14 protein-coding genes are annotated in these 17816 nt (G+C 75.1%); 7 read left to right on the forward strand and 7 right to left on the reverse strand.

All coding sequences use genetic code 11. The features are described from left to right. Nucleotides 1-2: 2 nt before the first annotated feature. Nucleotides 3-1331, reverse strand: a complete 1329-nt coding sequence (locus tag HS048_RS12495) for a sugar ABC transporter substrate-binding protein (protein ID WP_230880819.1) — start codon at nt 1329-1331, stop codon at nt 3-5. Between the two features lie 232 nt (nt 1332-1563). On the opposite strand from HS048_RS12495, the gene HS048_RS12500 reads away from it, so the two are divergent. After that, nucleotides 1564-2775 (forward strand): ROK family transcriptional regulator, encoded by a 1212-nt coding sequence (locus tag HS048_RS12500; RefSeq protein WP_068896948.1) that lies wholly within the window; start codon nt 1564-1566, stop codon nt 2773-2775. Nucleotides 2776-2921: 146 nt separating this feature from the next. On the opposite strand, the gene HS048_RS12505 is transcribed toward HS048_RS12500, so the two are convergent. Beyond that, on the reverse strand, nt 2922-4229 hold the full coding sequence (locus HS048_RS12505; protein WP_230880820.1) for an FAD-binding oxidoreductase: 1308 nt from the start codon (nt 4227-4229) through the stop codon (nt 2922-2924). 283 nt (nt 4230-4512) lie between these two features. Here HS048_RS12505 and HS048_RS12510 point away from each other — a divergent pair, with 283 nt between their 5' ends. Next, the gene (locus HS048_RS12510) at nt 4513-5418 is read left to right on the forward strand and encodes a LysR family transcriptional regulator (protein WP_196467031.1); all 906 of its coding nucleotides are present in this window, start codon (nt 4513-4515) and stop codon (nt 5416-5418) included. Nucleotides 5419-5552: 134 nt separating this feature from the next. Further along, nucleotides 5553-6197 carry a M15 family metallopeptidase gene (locus HS048_RS12515; RefSeq protein ID WP_196467032.1) on the forward strand — a complete coding sequence of 215 codons (645 nt, stop codon included), beginning with the start codon at nt 5553-5555 and terminating at the stop codon, nt 6195-6197. 73 nt (nt 6198-6270) lie between these two features. Here the strand turns inward: HS048_RS12515 and HS048_RS12520 are convergent, their stop codons facing one another. The 5 genes from HS048_RS12520 to HS048_RS38825 are packed head-to-tail and all read right to left on the reverse strand — an operon-like array spanning nt 6271 to nt 13309. Next, nucleotides 6271-8109 carry a N,N-dimethylformamidase beta subunit family domain-containing protein gene (locus HS048_RS12520; protein ID WP_196467033.1) on the reverse strand — a complete coding sequence of 613 codons (1839 nt, stop codon included), beginning with the start codon at nt 8107-8109 and terminating at the stop codon, nt 6271-6273. After that, nucleotides 8106-9533 carry a hypothetical protein gene (locus HS048_RS12525; protein WP_196467034.1) on the reverse strand — a complete coding sequence of 476 codons (1428 nt, stop codon included), beginning with the start codon at nt 9531-9533 and terminating at the stop codon, nt 8106-8108. The genes HS048_RS12520 and HS048_RS12525 overlap by 4 nt, the downstream gene beginning before the upstream one ends. Then, nucleotides 9533-9925 (reverse strand): acyl carrier protein, encoded by a 393-nt coding sequence (locus HS048_RS38820; RefSeq protein WP_307832444.1) that lies wholly within the window; start codon nt 9923-9925, stop codon nt 9533-9535. Before HS048_RS38820 ends, HS048_RS12525 begins: the two co-directional genes overlap by 1 nt. After that, a complete protein-coding gene (locus tag HS048_RS12535) occupies nt 9918-10100 on the reverse strand; it encodes an MbtH family protein (protein WP_068896942.1) in 183 nt (60 codons plus the stop codon). The genes HS048_RS38820 and HS048_RS12535 overlap by 8 nt, the downstream gene beginning before the upstream one ends. Next, nucleotides 10097-13309 carry a non-ribosomal peptide synthetase gene (locus tag HS048_RS38825; RefSeq protein ID WP_196467035.1) on the reverse strand — a complete coding sequence of 1071 codons (3213 nt, stop codon included), beginning with the start codon at nt 13307-13309 and terminating at the stop codon, nt 10097-10099. The genes HS048_RS12535 and HS048_RS38825 overlap by 4 nt, the downstream gene beginning before the upstream one ends. 362 nt (nt 13310-13671) lie before the next feature. Between HS048_RS38825 and HS048_RS12545 the strand changes: the two genes are divergently transcribed. The 4 genes from HS048_RS12545 (at nt 13672) to HS048_RS12560 (ending at nt 17743) form a co-directional block, all read left to right on the forward strand. Then, nucleotides 13672-15228 (forward strand): class I adenylate-forming enzyme family protein, encoded by a 1557-nt coding sequence (locus tag HS048_RS12545; RefSeq protein WP_068896940.1) that lies wholly within the window; start codon nt 13672-13674, stop codon nt 15226-15228. Beyond that, nucleotides 15225-16493 (forward strand): condensation domain-containing protein, encoded by a 1269-nt coding sequence (locus HS048_RS12550; protein ID WP_196467036.1) that lies wholly within the window; start codon nt 15225-15227, stop codon nt 16491-16493. The genes HS048_RS12545 and HS048_RS12550 overlap by 4 nt, the downstream gene beginning before the upstream one ends. Before the next feature lie 62 nt (nt 16494-16555). Then, nucleotides 16556-16795 (forward strand): phosphopantetheine-binding protein, encoded by a 240-nt coding sequence (locus tag HS048_RS12555; protein ID WP_196467037.1) that lies wholly within the window; start codon nt 16556-16558, stop codon nt 16793-16795. Nucleotides 16796-16804: 9 nt separating this feature from the next. Beyond that, a complete protein-coding gene (locus tag HS048_RS12560; RefSeq protein WP_196467038.1) occupies nt 16805-17743 on the forward strand; it encodes a thiamine pyrophosphate-dependent dehydrogenase E1 component subunit alpha in 939 nt (312 codons plus the stop codon). The last annotated feature ends 73 nt before the right edge of the window (nt 17744-17816 follow it).

Here is a 17816-nt window from a genome sequence, read left to right on the forward strand (position 1 = left end):
GTTTACTGGTTCAGGATCTCTTCGAGTTCCTTGTTGGCGTCGGCCAGTGCGGTGTCGACGTCCTTCTTGCCCTCGATGACCGCGCGGGCCGCGCTCTGCAGGACCGCCTTGGTGTCGTTGGCCTCGGCCCAGTTGGTGTCGTTCGGGAAGCCCTTGGCGACCTTGAAGGTCTCGGCGAACGGAGCCTGGATCGGGTCGGAGGCGTACTCGCCCAGCGCCTTCGGGTAGAGCGGCAGCAGGCCGCCTTCCTTGGCGTAGCGGGTGCCGAACTCCTCGCCCGCGGCGAGCTTGATGTACTCGGCGGCCAGTTCGGGGTTCTTGGCGTCCTTCCAGATGGCGATGTCGTTGCCGCCCTGGAAGGCGGGCGCCGGACCGCTGCCGTCCTTGGCCGGGAGCGAGAAGAAGGCCATCTGGTCGTCGCCGACCTTGCCGCCGCTCTGCTCCTTGATGGTGGTGATGTCCCAGCCGCCGGTCACGTACATGCCGACCTTGCCGTTGGCGAAGCGGGTCGCGATGTCCACCGAGTTCTGGGTCAGGGCGGACTTGCGCGAGACGCCGTGCTTGACGACGAGGTCGGTGTAGTACTGGAAGCCCTCCTTGAAGCCGGGCTCGGTCAGCTTGCCGACCCACTTGCCGCCCTCGAAGGCGGCGAAGTCGCCACCGGCGGACCAGACGAACGGCGAGAGCGACATGTTGGCGTCGGAGCCGCCGTTGAAGGCGAAGCCGTCGACGTCCTTGCCCTTCTCCGCGACGATCTTCTTGCCGGCCGCGACGAGGTCGTCCCAGTTCTTGGGGACCTCGATGCCGAGATCCTTGAACCAGTCCTTGCGGTAGAGGACGGCGCGGGTGCCGCCGCCCCACGGGGCGGCGTAGATCTTGCCGTCCACCGTCTCGTAGCCCCACAGGTTCTGCGGGATCTGCTGGAAGTCGGGGTGGCTCTTGACGAGGTCGGTGATGTCGGTCAGGGCGTCCTGCGCGACCCAGGCGGCCACCTGGTCGTTGCCGAACTCGGTGACGTCCGGGCCCTCGCCGCCGGCGAGGGCGGCGGTCCACTTGGCCTGCGCCTCCGGCCACGGCACCCACTGGAGGTTGACGTCGGCGCCGGTGGTCTCCTTGAACTTCGCGTTCAGGTCGGCCATGAGCGCGTTCTGCTTCTCATCCGGCGTTCCGAGACGCCACACCGTCAGCTTCTGGCCGGCGAACTTCTGGCCGCCCGCGGCGGAGGAGTCCGCCGCCGGCGCGGCACTGTTCCCGGCAGGCTCGCTGGAGCCACATGCGGCAAGGCCCAGGGCCAGGGCGGCGGTGGTGGCCGTCGTAACGGCGATCTTCATGATCTTCACTTGGGGGTTCTCCCTTCCCGGCTTCGCGTCGGGGTCGCGCTTCGGGCGGCGGCGCGGTCCCCATGCCGTGCCGTACCTGGTCGAAGACGCCCTCCATACGGTCGGCGCTCTGGCATCCCGAGGCGTTCTCCTGCACTTGCCTGCGGGCTGACTGCGGCTAAACTAACAAGAAACTTTCTTAAAAGAAACGATCGTTAGCGGATCGTGACGGGGGAGGCAGACCGTGCCCAGACGTCCGGGGACACCCCGGTTGCTGCGCCAGCTCAACGACCGGGCGGCACTCGAACTCCTGCTGTCCGGCGGTCCGCTCACCCGTGCCGAGCTGGGGGAGCGGACCGGCCTGTCCAAGGTGACCGCGGGCCAGCTGCTCTCCCGGCTCCAGGAGCGGGAGCTGGTCTCGGTGGTCGGCGAGCAGGCCGGGGGACGCGGCCCCAATGCCGCACTGTACGGCGTGGTGCCCTCGTGTGCCTACGTGGCCGGCCTGGACGTGCTGCCCGACCGGATCAGCGCGGGGATCGCCGACATCACCGGTGAGCTCGTCGCCGAGGTGACCGTGGACCTCCCCGGGGAGCCCGACGGGGAGCAGGACCCGGTCCGGCTGGTGCGCGGCGCCGTCCGCAGGGCCTGCGCGGCGGCGGGCATCACCCGCTCCCGGCTGCGCTCCTTCGTGATCGGCACCAGGGGCGTCGTCGACCCGCGCAGCGGTGACGTGAGCTTCTCCCTCGACCTGCCGTCCTGGCACGGCGGCGTGCTCACCGAGCTCCGCCGGGGGCTGGGCATCCCGGTGGCGATCGAGAACGACGTGAACCTGGCCGCCCTGGCCGAGCGCGAGTGCGGCGCGGCCTTCGGGACGGACGACTTCGTCCTGGTCTGGGCCGGGGTCGGGCAGGGCCTCGGCGTCATGCTCGGCGGGCGGCTGCACCGCGGTTTCACCGGGGGCGCCGGTGAGATCGGCTGGCTCCCGGTCCCCGGCGAGCCGCTCCCGACCGACGTGAGCGAGCCCCAGTCGGGCTCCTTCCAGCGCCTGGTCGGCGGGGACGCCATCACCGGCCTGGCGGGCGCGTACGGCCTCGGCGGCGGGGACGGCAGGGATAGCGGGGACGGCGGGAACGGCGGAAACGCGGTCGGCGGGTACGTCCGCACGGCCGTCGCCGAAGGGGCGGAGGGCTTCCTCGACGAGCTGGCGGGCCGGCTCGCGGTGGGCGTGGCGGCGGTGGCGGTGGTCCTGGATCCCGGCCTGATCGTGCTGGGCGGCGACGTCGGCAGGGCGGGCGGGCCGGCCCTGGCCTCGAGGGTGGAGGAGGCCGTGGGCCGGGTCTGCCCGACCCGGCCCAGCGTCGTGGTGACGGAGGTCGAGGGCAACCCGGTGCTCCGCGGCGCCCTGGTCTCCGCCCTCCACCAGGCCCGCGAGGAGGTGTTCTCCGACACCGTCTGAGCCCGGCCTGCGGCCTGTCCGCCTCCGGACGCCTGCCAGGCGCCCGCCGGATGATCGGCGGGTGTCCGGCGGACGATCAACGGGCGCCCGGCGGGCGCCCGGCGGGCGATCGGGTCGCAGACCCTTCCGGCCGGGGAAGCCGCTGCTCAGCCGAGGACGGGGAAGTTGCTGCGGAAGGTGCCGTGCGGGTCGTGGCGGCGCTTGACGTCGCGCAGGCGGTCCAGCGCGGCCGGGGCGAAGGCGTCGGCCGCGGTCTCGCCGGGGCCGAGGAAGGTGAAGGGCTTGCGGCCGCTCACCGGGAGGGCGCAAGCGAGCTCGCGCTGCCGGGCGGTGACCGCCTCGGCCGTCGCCGGGTCGGCCGGCACGCCGAACAGGTAGAGCGCGTACGGTTCGGTCAGCGGGCCGTGCGGGCTGTCGGACGGGCGGGCGAACGCGCCGCCCAGGTGGCGCAGCTGCACGCTCATCAACGGGGCGATGGGACCGGCCAGCAGCGTCTTGGCCGCCGTGTCGTCCAGGCCGGTGAGCAGTTCGCCGCGGGAGGAGCCCGCACCGGGGTCGGTGGGCTCGGCGGTGATGGTGCCGAGTTCGGCGACGGTCATCGTCCGCCTGCCGTCGGCGAGCGGGCGGGGGAGGCGGTCCAGCGGGCTCAGCAGGGCGCGGGCCTCGGCGGCCGCGCCGAGGTGGGTGGCGTCCACCGCGATCATCGGGTCGGAACCGGGGAAGTGCAGCAGGTCCAGCCAGAGGGTCAGCTCGTCAGGGGCGGTGGCGGTGATCTGCCGGTACGCCTCGAGCACGGCCTCGCCGTGCTCGATCCGCCACAGGATCCGCCCGCCGTACAGGTCCGGCGCGCGGTGCAGGGAGAGTTCCGCGGCGGTGACGATCGCGAAGTCGCCGCCGCCGCCCCGCATCGCCCAGAACAGGTCGGGATCGGTGCCGGCGGTGACGCGCCGCTCCCGTCCCTCGGCGTCCACGATGTCGAACGCGGTGACGCTGTCGGCGACCCAGCCGTGGGCGCGGCCGAACCAGCTCAGCCCGCCGCCGAGGGCGACGCCGGTGACGCTGACGACCGGCGAGCTGCCGGGCAGGCCGGTCAGTCCGTACGGCGCGGCGGCCGCCTGGAGGCGGCCCGAGGGCAGCCCCGCGCCGACGCGGGCGCGCCGGGCGTCCGGGTCGATCTCCAGGGCGTCCAGCCGGCGGGTGCGCAGCAGGATCGCGCCGTCCAGGTCTCCGGTGGCGCCATGGCCGTTGGGCTGGACCGAGACGGTCAGACCGCGCGTGCGGGCGAAGCGGACCAGCGCCGCGACGTCGGCGGCGTCGGCGGCCTCGACCACGGCGGGGACGGACTGCTCGACGGCCAGGTTCCAGGGGCGCCGGGCCTGGTCGAAGCCGCCGTCCCCGGGCAGCAGGACCCGTCCGCGGACCTGGGTGCGCAGGTCGCTCAGCTTGTCGATCATTTCTCTCCGATCCGGGCGGTGGTGGGTTCGAGACGGCTGGCAGGGTGCCGGGCCGAACCGGTACAGCGTGTGAGGGGCTCGGCGCGGTCCAGCGGCTCCCGGACGACCGCGTCCGCCTCGGCGGCCGGGGCGGCCGGAGCGGACGCGCCGGTGACGTGCGTCGCCGCCCCCGTTCGGGTCGCAGGGGTGTCCGAGCGGTTCCACCCTCCTCCGGGGCGGCCGGCCGATCAATGGAGGCCTGTGCAAGGATCGTGAAGCCTGAATTAACGATCCGGAGGGGCGCATGCTGGAGCGGCACGAGGTGGAGGCGTTCCTCACCCTCGCCGAGGAACTGCACTTCGGCCGTACCGCCGACCGCCTGCACGTGTCCACCGCCCGGATCAGCCAGATCATCGCCAGGCTGGAACGCCGCATCGGGGTTCCGCTGTTCAACCGCACCAGCCGCCGGGTGGAGCTGACCACGGTGGGACGGCGGCTGCACGAGGAGGTCCGCCCGGCCTGGGATCGGATCACCACCGCGTTCGAGCGCGCGGTCGAGACCGGCCGCGGCCTGACCGGGACCCTCCGGGTCGCCTTCGTCGGCGCGGCGGGCGGGCAGCTCCTGGCCGGGGCCGCGGAACTGTTCCGCCGGCGCCGCCCCGACTGCGACGTCCTGCTCCGCGAGGCGCAGATGGCCGATCTCATGCCCTGGCTGCGCGACGGGCGCGTCGACCTCGCGCTCGGCACCTTCCCCATCGACGAACCGGACATCGCCACCGGACCGGTCCTGGTCTCCGAGCCCCGCGTGCTCGCCGTGCCCGCCCGGCACCCCTTCGCCCGCCGCGCGTCGGTCTCCCTCGAAGACCTGGCCGCGGTGAAGCTGCTCCAGCTGCCGGACACCCTGCCCGGCTCGCTGCGTGAGGACCGCACCCCGCGCACCACCCCCGGGGGGCGGCCGATCGAGCCCGGTCCGTCGGCCTCGACGTTCACCGAGATGCTCACCCTCATCGGCGCCGGCCACGGCGTCTTCCCGGTCGGCGCCCACGCCAGGCGCTACTACGCCCGCCCCGACGTCGCCTACGTCCCCCTCGGCGACGCCCCGCCGTTGCGCTGGGGGCTGCTGTGGCGGGCCGACGGCGCCACCGCCCGCGTCCGCGCCTTCGGCCAGGCCGCGCAGGACCTGGTCGACGGGACTGCGGCCGCGACCTGACCGGTGGCCGCGGGGCCGCGGGGCGGCCTGCCGACGGTGCACGGGTCGAAGTTCGGGAAAGGGCGGCCGGGCGGCCTCCCGGCGGCGGCGCACGGGTCGAAGATCGAGAAGGGGCGGATGGGAGAATCGCGGCTATGCGCGACATCGTTCTGATCTCCGACTCCCGCGTCGCCGCGATCCCGGTCGAGGAGAACGGCGAGCCGCTGGTCGACGTGCGGGGGCGGCTGCTGGTCGACGGGCGGCCCGCCGATCCGGACGGGGCCTTCGCCCACCTCCGGCGGGGGCTGCTGCTCCGGCTGGAGGAGGCGCAGGCGCAGCTGCCCGCGGGCCACCGCCTGCTGGTGGTGGAGGGGTACCGGCCGATCGCGGCGCAGCGACGGATCTTCGAGGACTACTCGGCATTCCTTGAGATGAAATTTCCGGATATGTCGCCCGGGTGGATCCGGTCCGCGGCGAGCCGCTACGTCTCACCGGTGGAGGTCGCCCCGCACACCGCGGGGGCGGCGGTGGACCTGACCCTGTGCACCGAGGACGGCGTCGAGCTCGACCTGGGCACGCCGCTCAACGCCACCCCGGAGCAGAGCGACGGGGCGTGCTACACCGAGGCCCCCGGCCTGTCCGCCGAGGCCCGCCACCACCGCAAGCTGCTCGGCGCCGCGCTGGAGTCGGCGGGCCTGGTCAACTACCCCACCGAGTGGTGGCACTGGTCCTACGGCGACCGCTACTGGGCGATGGCGACCGGCGCCCGCGCCGCCCTCTACGGCCCCCGGCCGCTCTGAGCCGCCGGGCTCGCACCGGGACCCGCGCGGCCTCTCCTCTCCCGCACGGATCCGCCCGGCCGGGGAGCCCGGTTCAGCCGGGGAGCGCGGCGCGCCAGCGCAGGGGGAGGTCGGGAGCGGCGGCGACCAGCCGGCCGGCGTGCGCCGCCAGCGCGGTGGCCCCGCCGGAATCGCACAGGTCGGTCCACTCGGCGGGGGCCGCGAACGGCAGGCGGGTGCGGATCCGGCCGTCCGCGCAGGCGGCGTAGAGGCGGCCGTTCATGCCGGTGAGGGCGACGACGCCGGGGGCGGGACCGACGGGCCGCCAGGAGCCGCCGTCGGCGGGACCCGAGTGCCACAGGAGCTCCGCGGCGGCCGTGAACAGGCCGCCGTTCACCATGGCCAGACCGGCCGCGTCGGCGGGCGCCCCGCCGAGCACGGTCCACGAGCCGTCGGGCTCGCGCCGGACGAGGCGGTCGCCCGAGGTCAGGCCGTACAGGGCGACGGGGTGGGCGGTGGTCGCCTCGCGGGGGACGGCCAGGGCGGTCACGCCGGGCGCGGAGCCGGCCTCGCGCCAGCGGAGGTTCTGGCCGCAGACGTCCCGGGTGAGCAGCGAGCCGTCCGGCGTGACGCCGTACAGCGCCGGGCCGGCGCCGTACACCGGCGAGCCGGCGGCGGTCAGCGCGCGCAGCGAGCGGGGCGGGCCGATCGCCTCCCAGCCGCCCGCCGGCGCCGACAGCCGGTCCAGCACGTTGCGGGTGATGCGCTCCACCGCGGGATCGTGCAGGGTGTTGCCCCAGTTGACGGTGGCGGCGGTGAACACCGTGCCCGCGCCCAGGCGCAGGGCGCCCATGGTGGCCATGCCGCCCTGGCCGTACCGGGCCCAGTGGCGCAGGTCCGCGGTGGCCAGGACGACGAAGGAGGGCGGCGTGCCGTCCCGGCCGGTCGCCAGCGGCACCCCGTCGACCTCGGTGAAGTCGCACGCGTCGGTCTCGTAGCCGATCGCGCCCTGGCCGAACTTGTCGCCCTCGCCCAGGCCCGTCCCCTCGAACGCCCAGTGCTCGGGGAACCGGACGGTGTAGGACTCGTCGTGCATCCGCTGCATGTACGGCCCCCAGGTCCCGGCGCCGCGCCGGAAGCTGACGCCGATCAGGGCGTTCTCCGGCCGGCCGACCGGGTCGGCGGACCACTCGACCGTGGTCAGGGCGGGGTCCGTCGCGGCCACCGGGTCAGCCGCGGCGTCGCGGTGGCAGACCATGGTCCGCCCGCCGTCCTCCAGCCGGAACTGCCACCAGCAGGTGTTGCCGGAGAACACCGCGAGGTTGCCGCCGCGCCGGACGAACTCCTCGACGCTGTCGCGCATGCCCGCCGACCAGTACTCGTCGTGGCCGTTGACCACCAGCAGGCGGTAGCCGGACAGCAGGTCGCCGCCGTCGTGCAGGTCGAGCGCCGAGCAGTAGTCCACGTCGTACCCGGCGGGCCCGAGCCAGCGGATCATGCCCTCCTCCCAGCGCTCGGGCGGCGGGCCGCCGCCCGGCCGGTCGAAGGAGACGCGCGCGGCGCGGGCCGGCTCCTCCGACCAGTAGAGCGACTCGCCGGGGATCCCGGCCCGGTTGTAGGCCTGCCAGGTCGGGAACGGGATCGACAGCAGGATCGGTGAGCGCGGCCGGGCGGCCCGGACCGCGAAGTACACCTCGGACTCGCCCTCCCCGGTGGCGAAGACGGCCCGGTAGAGCGAGCTCGCCCAGCCGGCCGGCACCTCGAGGGTCCAGTGCGGGCCGTCGAACGCCCCGTCGAGCACGTTCCGGCCGGAGGCGGTGTCCTCGACGGACACCGAACCGCGCAGCGGCGCCCGCGAGGTGTGGGACAGGTGGAAGCGGAGCCGCTCGCCCTGGGCGCGGGAGGTGGACTCGGCGTAGGCGCAGATCGTCATCCGACGGGCTCCAGGACGTCGCGGAAGGCCGCCTCCACCAGCAGCGACTCCAGGCCGAGCAGGTAGCGCTCCATCGCCGGGCGGGGCAGGAAGCGGGTGTCGGCGGTGAGCGAGACGCCCAGTCCGCCGGGCTCGTCGGTCACGTGCAGGCAGAACCGGCAGTTGAGCCGCTCCTGGCGCAGCGGCCAGGACAGCGCCGTGTCGGCCAGCGCCCGCCGTACCTCCGCCTCGCCGGGGGAGGCGTCCGGCCGGTCGGCGAAGCGCAGGTCGTTGAAGCAGCAGTAGGGGTGGACCGGCGTGCCGCGCTCCCGGCTCGCCTCGGCCGTCAGGCGGTCGCGGTCGCGCGGGTCGTGGTAGGCCGAGCGGTAGGCGCGCAGCGCGGCGGGCCCGGCCGCCCTCAGCAGCTCGGTGAAGGGGCCCCGGTCCAGGTCGAGCACGAACAGTCCCTCCTGAGAGAGGGTGGTGACCGCGTTCACGGTGTCGCCGCGGAAGCGGTTGCCCACGATCGGCAGCATCGCGCAGACGCCGTGCCCGGTCACCGCGCCGACCATCGCGGACGCGGCGGCCAGCAGCACGGTCGAGGTGCTCGCGGAGTGCACGGCCGCGATCCGCCGGACGGCCAGGTCCATCGCCCGGGAGACGATCTGCGCCCGCCAGATCGGCGGGTCGGCGGCGTCACCGGCCGGGCGGCCGAACATGGTCGGCGGGACGCGCCGGTACTCCTGCTCCCAGTGCCCGGCCGCGATCCCGGCGACCCGCCGCCCGGCCCCGGACTCCTGCCAGCGGGCCAGGTCCAGCGGCTGCGGCGGAGGGGGTCCGGGGACCGAGCCGCGGAGCAGCAGCAGCCGCAGGTCGCGCAGGACCACCTCGGCGCCGAGCCCGTCGGCGGCCAGGTGGCAGAAGACCAGCACGATGTGGGTCACCTCGCCGCCGTCGACGACGAGCCCGGCCCGGAGCGGCCACTCGGCGGCGTAGTCGAACGCGGTGGCCGCCAGCTCGTCGAGGAACCGGTCGGGGTCGCCGGCCGCCACCGCGACCGGGAGCACGCCCGCCGACTCCAGCACCTGGTACGGCCCGGCCGCCCGGGACGGGTCACCGTACTCTTCCGCCGGGTGCGGTCCGGCGGTCCGGTACGGCTCCGCGGATCCTCCGGCGGCGTGCGGGGGCGGCCCGGACCGGCCCGGCCCGGGCCCGTCCCCGCCCAGGCGGGTCCGCAGCGACTCGTGCCGGGCCACCAGCGCGCCGAGCGCCTCGGCCGCCCGCGCGGGGGTGAGCGGCCGGGCCCGTCCGGGGACCGCGAGCACCCGGCCGAAGTTGAAGTAGCGGTCGTCCGGGGCGGTCTTCACGATCGTGTCCCAGATGGCCCGCTGGCCCCAGGTGAGCGGAGCCGTCCCCGCCCGGCCCCCCGCGAACCGGATCTCCATCAGCGGATCCCGGCGAGGTGGCGCTCCAGCGCGTCCAGGTCGTCCAGCGCGCCGATCCCGGCGGAGGACAGGTCGAACTCGATGCCGAACTCGCTCTCCACCGCGTCGATGAGCCGCATCTGCGCCAGGGAGGTGAAGCCGAGCGCGGTCAGCGGCACCTCGGCGGCCAGCGCCTCCCCGGCGGTGATCGCGCCGTCGGAGGCCGAGGCCACCATCTCGGCCAGGCGCTCCCTGGTCACGCCGGTCACGCGCCGCGCCGCCGTGCGGTCGCCCGCCACGGCGTCGTCCGCCGTGCCGTCACCGGTCACCCGCTGCGCCGCCGTGCCGTCACCCGGCACGACGTCGTGGGCCGTGCGGTCGTCGTCCACCGTCCGGGTCGTCTCCTCAGGCACCGCCGGCTCCTCTCACGCTGAGCGGTCGCAGGTCCGTCCAGACCCGCTCGATGTGGGCCAGGCACTCCTCCCGGTCACCGGAGAAGCCCTCCGCGCGCCAGCCGTCCGGCAGTTCCCGGCCGGACGGCCAGATCGAATACTGTTCCTCGTGGTTGACCACGACGAGATGACTCATGCCTGGTTCCCCGCTTCCATGAGGCGTCGCGCCTCCTCTTCCGGCAGTGCGGCCAGCTCGGCGACCAGCAGCTCCTCCACCTCGGCGGCGAGCCCGGCCACCGTGCTCCGTGCGAACAGCGTGCGGATCGGCACGTCCACCTCGGCGAGCGCGCGGATCCTGGAGACGACCCGGGCGGCGCTCAGCGAGTGGCCGCCCAGGGCGAAGAAGTCGTCGAAGGCGCCGATCCCGGTGACGCCCAGGACCTCGGCGAAGACCTCGGCCACCAGCTCCTCGGCGTCGCCGCGCGGGGCGACGTGCTCGCGGGCCGGGGCGGGCGGCTCGGGCAGCGCGGAGCGGTCGATCTTCCCGTTGGGCGTCAGCGGGAGCGCGTCCACCACCGTGAGCACGCCGGGCACCATGTAGCCGGGCAGTTCCCGGGCCAGGCGCTCCCGGAGGAGGTCCGGCAGGTCCCGGTACGGGCCCGAGGCGTCCGCGGTCTGCGCGGCGTGCCCGGTCGCCCCGGTGCCCGCGGCGCTTCCGGCTCCGGCGGCTGAGGCGGTCCCGGCACGGGTCCCGGTCCCGGTCCCGGACTCGGTGCCCGGCACCGGGTCCGGGACCACGTACGCGACCAGGAGGTCGCCGCGGACGGCGGCGACGGACTGCCGGACCCCCGGGCAGGCGTCCAGCACGGCCTCGATCTCACCCGGCTCGATCCGGTGGCCGCGCAGCTTGACCTGGTGGTCGGTGCGCCCGAGGAACTCCAGGGTCCCGTCGCGGAGCAACCGGACCCGGTCGCCCGTCCGGTAGCGGCGGGAGCCGCCCGGGCCGGGGACGAACCGCTCGGCGGTCAGCGCGGGGCGGCCCAGGTAGCCGGTCGCCACCCCGGCACCGCCGATGAGCAGCTCGCCCGGGGACCCGATCGGGACCGTCTCGCCGGCCGCGTCCACGACGTGGACCGTGGTGTTGGCGATCGGCCGGCCGATCACGATCCCGCCGGGGTCGGCGGGCACCTCCCAGGCCGTGGACCAGACCGTCGTCTCCGTCGGGCCGTACACGTTGACCAGGCGCTCCACGCGCGGGCGCAGCTCGCGGGCGAGCCGGGGCGGCAGCGGTTCGCCGCCGGTGAGCGCCGTCACCCGGGGCAGGTCGCCGGTCAGCAGCACCCGCCAGCCCGACGGCGTCGCCTGCACGTGGGTGACCCCGGTCTCGCGGACCAGCCGGGCGGCCTCCGCGCCGTCGACGGCGGTCCCGGCGTCCGCGACCACCACCCGGCCGCCGGTGACCAGCGGCAGGTACAGCTCCAGGGCGGAGATGTCGAACGAGAGGGAGGTCAGCGCGAGCCACACGTCGCGCGGGGTGGAACCGACCAGGGACCGCATCGCCAGCAGGAAGTTCACCAGCGCCCGGTGCGGGACCGCCACCCCCTTCGGCCGCCCGGTGGACCCCGAGGTGTACAGCACGTACGCGGTGTCCCCGGGGCGGGGCGGGTCGGCCGCCCCGGGGGCGGCCGGAGCGGGGGGCAGGTCGTCGAGGGAGGTCAGCACCAGGGCGGCGGCCGAGTCCTCGAGCACGTACGCGACGCGGGCCTCGGGATAGCCGGGGTCGACCGGCAGGTAGGCCGCGCCGCTCATCGCCGTGCCCAGCAGGGCGGGGAGCAGGTCCGGGCCGCGCTCCATCCGGATCGCGACCAGGGAGCCGCGGCCGACGCCCGCGGCGGCCAGCCGGGCGGCGACCCGCGCCGCCCGCGCGGCCAGCTCCGCGTAGGTCAGCGTCTGCGCGCCGCAGACGACCGCCACCGCGCCGGGGGTGGCCTCGGCCTGCGCCAGCACCAGGTCCGCCAGCGTCGCCTCGGGCAGGTCCGCGCCGGTCGCGTTCCAGGCGTCCAGCAGGTCCAGCTCCGCCTCCGGCAGCATGCGCAGCGCGCCCACCGGCAGGTCGGGTTCGGCGACGGCCGACGCGAGCAGTTCCTGGAAACGCTCGACGAGCATGACCACGGTCTCGCGGTCGAACAGTTCGGTGCTGTAGATGACGGTGCCGTCGAGGGCCCCGTCGGGGGCGGGGGCGACGTCCACCGACAGGTCGTGGCGCGCCGGGTGCCAGCCGTTCGGGAACGGGACCGCCGCCAGGCCGGGCAGCGGGTCGGCGTCCTCGCCGTGGGTGTGCAGGGCGAACATCGTCTGGAAGACCGGGGTGCGGCCGAGGTCGCGCGGCACGTCGAGCTCGCTCACCAGGCGCTCGAACGGCACGTCCTGGCGGGCGAGCGCGTCCAGCACCGAGCGCCGGGTGCGCCGGAGCAGCTCGGTGAAGGAGGGGTCGCCGGACATGTCGCAGCGGACGGGCAGCGTGCTCGACAGGAAGCCGATCATGGGTTCCAGCTCGACGCGGTCGCGGCCGGCCGACGGGGTGCCCACGCAGAAGTCGTCCTGCCCGGTGTGCCGGGCCAGGAGCACCTGGTAGGCGGCGAACAGCACCATGTACGGCGTGCAGCGCGCCCGCCGGGCCAGCGCGGCGATCGCGGCGGCCCGCTCCGGGCCGATCCGGAAGCCGAGCGCGTCCCCCGCCCAGGAGCGCCGGGCCGGGCGCGGCCGGTCGGCGGGCAGGTCGAGCGGGGGGACCCCGGCCAGGCGGGCGGTCCACCAGCGCAGGTCGTCGTCCGTCCAGCGCCGTTCGCGGGCGTGCTCGCCGTACTGCAGGGGGAGGGCGGGCAGCGGTGCGGCGCCGCGGCTGCCGTAGTGGGCGGCGACCTCGGCGCGCAGCACGTTGAGCGACCAGCCGTCGCTGTTGATGTGGTGCACGACCACGCAGAGCACGTGGTCGTCCGGGCCCAGCTCGATCAGCGTGACCCGGAACGGCGGCGCGGCGGTCAGGTCGAAGGCGGTGTTGGTCAGCGAGGCCACCAGGTCGCGGGCCTCCTGCTCGTCCCGGGCGGCCAGTCGGTGGACCACCACGGGCGCGGGCGGCTCGACGACCGCCACCGGCTCCCCGTCCACCTCGCGGAAGCGGGTGCGCAGGCTCTCGTGCCGGGCCGCGACCGCGGTGAAAGCGGCGGCCAGAGCGGCCTTGTCAAGAAAACCTTTCAGACGGTAAACATAGGAGGTGTTGTAGCTCGGATCGCCGGGATCGAACCGGTGCAGGAACCAGAGCCGTTGCTGGCCGTGCGAGAGCGGACGCTCCGCGGCCGGTTCGGCGGAGAGGGCGCCGGGGGAGGCGGTCTCTGGCTGGGGCACGGGGGGCTCCTTCGGCGAAGTCGGGCTCGCGTCCGCCCGGGTGCGTGGAGGAGCGGGAACGCTGACGCCCGCTCTGCGGCTGTTTGCCCAGTTCTCCTGGGTTACCGGCGGGTCACCTTTTGGAAAGAAACTTTCCGGTTAGATATGGCTCGCCAGTTTTACACCTCCGTTCCGGGTCCGCAAGACCCGCCGGGGCAAGGGTTCGCGGTTCCGCGAGTGCTCCGGAGATGGGGTCTTGTGCGCTCCTCCCGATCATGTAAGACTGTCGCCCGGATTTAAATAGTAAAGATTCTTTTCTGTTGTGACCGCGACGTTGGCGCGCATCTGGGTCACATACATCCGACCTTTATGGGGAGGTTCACATGGTGAACCTGACCGTCACCCAGCTGCTCGGAGACCGGGCGCTGGCCGACCCCGACGGGGTCGCGCTGATCGTCCAGGGCTCGGCGCCGCTGACCTACGGGCAGTGGCACGAACGGTCCACCGCCGTCGCGAACGGCCTGGTGGAGCGCGGCGTGGCCCGCGGCGACCGGGTGGGGCTGGTCTTCGGGAACGCCGACTGGGCCGACTACGCCGTGGCGTTCTTCGGCGTGCTCAAGGCCGGGGCCGCGGCCGTGCCGCTGTCCGACCGGTCCGCCGCCGCCGACCTGCGCTTCATGCTCGGGCACTGCGGCGCGGCCGGGGTGGTCCACGCGGAGGGGGCCGAGGTCCCCGGCGACGGCCGCTGGACCGTGACACTGGACGGCCTGCGCGCGCAGACATCCCACGAGTCGGCGGACTCCGCCTCCGGCGGTCCCGTCCCGGCGCTCCCCGGGCCGCCGGGTTCCGCGCTCACAGGTCCCGCGCGGGCCCGCGGCCGACTCCCCGAGCCCGAGCCCGGCGACCTCGCGCAGATCCTCTACACCTCGGGCACCACCGGCCGGCCCAAGGGCGTCTCGGCCACCCACGCCAACCTGGCGTACGGCTGCGGCGCGAGACGCCGTCCGTTCGCGCACTCCCGCCACCTGGTGCACGCCTTCCCGATCGGTACCAACGCCGGCCAGACCATGCTGGTCAACGCGCTGGACGCCTGCCCCGCCGTGGTGACCCCGCCCCGCTTCACCCCCGCCCGCTTCGCCGCGCTGATCGAGGAGTACCGGGCCGGGACGGTCTTCCTCGTCCCGGCGATGGCGATCGAGCTGCTCAACGCGGGCGTCGCGGAGCGGTACGACCTGTCCAGCGTGCTGCTGCTCGGCTCCGCCGCCGCACCGCTGCCCGCGGCGGTCGCCGAGGCGCTGACCCGGGCCTTCCCCAGGGCGGCGATCACCAACTACTACACCTCCACCGAGGCGGCCCCGGCGCAGACGATCATGATGTTCGACCCGGAGCGGCCCGGCAGCGTGGGCCGGGCGGTGGCCGGGGGACGGGTCAGGATCGCCACCCCGGACGGGGAGCCGCTCCCGCAGGGCGAGACCGGCGAGGTGTGGATGCGCTCCGCGGCGGCCCCGCGCTCCTACTACGGGGACCCGGGCAGCGGGACCTTCCGCGACGGCTGGATCCGGATGGGCGACCTCGGGCGCCTGGACCCGGACGGCTACCTCTACCTCGTCGACCGGGAGGGCGACGTGGTGAAGTCCGGCGCCTACAAGGTCTCCACGATCCATGTCGAGGAGGCCGTGTTCGGACACCCGGCCGTGGTCGAGGCGGCCGCGTTCGGGGTGCCGCACCCGGTCCTGGGAACCGTCGTCGCCGTCGCCGTGGTGGTTCGCGAGCCCCTGACCGCCGGAGAGCTGCGCCTCTTCCTCGCCGACCGGCTCGCACCGCAGGAACTGCCCGCCCACGTGGCCGAGGTCGCCGCGCTGCCGCGCAACGCGGGCGGCAAGGTCGACAAGCGGGCGCTGCGCGAGAGCCTGGGGTTCGCGGAACGGGCCCCCGCGTGAGCGCCGCCCGGCCGGACCCGCCGCCCCGGACCGCACCGCGGGGAGCCGAGGCCACCCTCCTCCAGCAGGGCATGTGGGTGACCGAGCAGACCACGGGGGCGGGCACGGCCTACCACATGCCGCTCCTCGTCCACCTCCGCGGCGACCTGGACGCGGACGCCCTCACGGCGGCCTGCGCCGCGGTCGTGGAGCGGCACCCGGCGCTGGGCTCCGTCGTGGCCGAGACGGGCGGCGGGCTCCGGCTCGTCCCCGGCGCCCCGGTGCCGGTACGGCGCCGGCCCGCGGACGGGCCGATCGAAGGGGACCCGGACGACTGGCCCGGGGCCGTACGCGAGGAGGTCTTCGCCCCGTTCGACGTGGACGGCGGGCCGCTGGCCCGTTTCACCCTGTACCGGACCGGCCCCGGACGGCACACCCTGGCGTTCGTCGCCCACCACCTGGTCTTCGACGGGCACTCCAAGGACATCCTGGTGGCCGATCTCGCCGCGCTGTACAACGGCGGGCGCCCCGCGCCGCCGTCCGCGCTCGACCACGGCCGGGCCGAACGCGAACGGGTCGCCGCGGAGCTGCCGGCCGCCCGGGAATTCTGGGCCGGGCACTGGCGCGAGCCCGGTGAGACGGTGGTGCGCGGCCGGGCGCTGCGCTCCCGGCGGGCGGCCGCGGGCCGTACGCTCCGCTTCCGCGCGGACCTCGCGCCCGTCGCCGGGCTGACCCGGTTCGAGACGCTGCTCGCCGCGCTGCACACCCTGCTGGCCGGGTACGGCAACGACGGCGTCACCACTGCGGTCGACCTGTCCACCCGGCCCGCCGAGGCCGCCGGGCACGTCGGCGTGTTCGTCAACGAACTGCCGGTCGCCTCGCGGCCGGGGCCGGAGGAGACCTTCGGCGGGTTCGCCGCGAGGCTGCGCGCCGGGCTGCGGGAGGTCTACCGGTTCCGCCGGGTCCCGCTGAGCCGGGCCCTGCCCCGCCTGCGGCCGCACGCCGCGCTGGCGCCCGTCTCGGTCAGCTACCGCGCCCGGACCCTCCCGGACCCGGTCTTCACCGGCCTGGACTGCGCGGTGGACCGGACGGTCCCCAACGGCTCCGTCCGGGGGGCGCTCCACCTGCAGTGCGCGGACGGGCCGGACGGCCTGACCGTCGCCCTGCGCCACGACCCCGCAGAGCTGCCGGAGGCCCGCCCGGTCGCCGACGACCTGCGCCTGCTGCTGGAACGGGCCGGCCGCGACCCCGGCCTGCGCCTGCGCGACCTGGCGGCCCCCCGCTGAACGCCCGCCGCTGACCCCCGCGCCCCGCCGGCGGGGCGCCGTACGACCACCTGGAGAACGAGATGGCTTCCGTCACCACCTTCAACGAGCAGATCCGGGAGATCTGGGAGGAGGTCCTGGGCATATCGCCGATCGACGACCACGACGACGTCTTCGACCTCGGCGGGCACTCCCTGACCATCACGCAGATCATCGTCCGGATGCGCAAGCGCCTCGGCGTCGACGTCGAGCTGGACGACTTCTTCGACAACCCCACCATCGCCGGGATCGTCGCGATCCTCGGCGGCGACCGAGACCGATGACCGGGACCGATGACTGAGACCCTCGCCCCCGCCCCGGCGACGAGCCCGGCGCGGCTCTCCCGGCTGGCCGACGACGACCTCGCGCTGCTCCTGCTGATCCGGCACTTCGAGCTGGAGCTGCTCCGGCTGTACGGCGCCGGCGAGCTGAACGGCACCACCCACACCTGCCTGGGCCAGGAGTACGTGCCGGTGGCGCTGCGCCCCCTGCTGGGACCCGGCGACTTCGTGTTCAGCAACCACCGCGGCCACGGCCACTACCTGGCCCGGTTCGGCGACGCGCACGGGCTGCTGGCGGAGATCATGGGCAGGGAGGGCGCGGTCTGCGGCGGCGTGGGCGGCAGCCAGCACCTGCACCGCGACCGCTACCTGTCCACGGGCGTGCAGGGGGAGAGCCTGCCGGTCGCCGCCGGGGTGGCCCTGCACCTGCGGCGCACCGAGCCGGGGACGCTGGCCTGCGTCCACATCGGCGACGGCACCTGGGGCGAGGGCGCGGTCTACGAGGCGCTGAACCTGGCCTCGCTCTGGGACCTCCCGCTGCTGGTGGTGGTGGAGAACAACGGCATCGCCCAGTCCACGCCCACCGGCGCGCAGCTCGCCGGGACCATCGCCGGGCGGGCCGCGGCGTTCGGGATCGGCCACCACCTGGTCGTCTCCGCCGACGTCAACGAGATCCGCCCCGCCCTGGAGCCGCTGGTCGCCGGGGTGCGGCGCGGCCGGCCGCTGGTGGTGGAGTTCCGCACCCACCGGCTCGGCCCGCACAGCAAGGGCGACGACACCCGCCCGCCCGAGGCGGTCCGCGCGGCCCGGGAGCACGACTGGTACGACCGCTACGCCCACGACCACCCCGACCACTTCCACCCGCTCGACGCCCGCGCCAGGGCGCTGGTCGAAGGCGTCGTCGCGGAGGTCTCCGCCCGGCCGCCGTCGAGGTGGTCGCCGTGCGAGTGACGCGGAACCCCGGCGGCGCGAGGCGGTCGCCGTGCCGTACAGCGGGGAGTCCCCGCATCGCGGGGTGGTCGCC

The organism is Planomonospora sp. ID91781 (assembly GCF_015711595.1).
Taxonomy (GTDB): domain Bacteria; phylum Actinomycetota; class Actinomycetes; order Streptosporangiales; family Streptosporangiaceae; genus Planomonospora; species Planomonospora parontospora.